The sequence below is a fragment of the Maribellus luteus genome (assembly GCF_003576475.1).
GTDB classification, from domain to species: Bacteria; Bacteroidota; Bacteroidia; order Bacteroidales; family Prolixibacteraceae; genus Draconibacterium; species Draconibacterium luteum.
The window spans coordinates 1-526 of the sequence record NZ_QWGR01000265.1 but is presented as its reverse complement, the minus strand read 5'-3'; the positions used below and the strand labels follow the sequence as shown (position 1 = coordinate 526).

The 526-nt window shown below is 70.5% G+C and carries 1 protein-coding gene; it reads right to left on the bottom strand.

The genetic code is table 11. The annotated features are described in order from the left end of the window. On the bottom strand, positions 1-526 hold a 526-nt coding region (locus tag D1614_RS28845; RefSeq protein WP_206610214.1), incomplete at both ends, for a nitronate monooxygenase.

Genomic DNA, 526 nt, shown 5'->3' with positions numbered 1-526 from the left:
CCGTCGCGGCGGCGACCGCGATCTTTCGCTTCAATGCAGGAATGTTGCAGACGCTGGCCGCCTGTGCCTCGGCCAGTGAGGTCACGCTCGCCAGCAACAGACATCCCGCCGCCTTCAGCGCCGCGATCCGTGCGGCATCGGGCAGGCCGAAGTGGAAGCTGACCACCGCAGGGCGCGCCTGACGCAGCAGCGTCAGCATCGCGTCATCCTCGGCAAAGCTCGGGTAAATGGCGTGTAGCCGTACGGGCGGCTCCGCGCCCTGTTCGGCGAAGGCGGGCCGCAATGCCTCGCACCACGCCGCCTCCACCGCGGCATCGCGTCGCGGCGGGGCATGGACGAACAGATTGACGTTGAACGGCCGATCGGTTCGCGCACGGGTCTCGGCGATCATCGTCGCCGCTTGGGCCCCATCGCTGGCGCCGAGCGCGATGCCGCCCAGTCCGCCCGCCTCGCTGACCGCCGCGGCCATGGCGGGCGTCGCGTTGAGCCTCAGCCCGGCGATGCTGTTCATCGCGCAGGCGTCGTC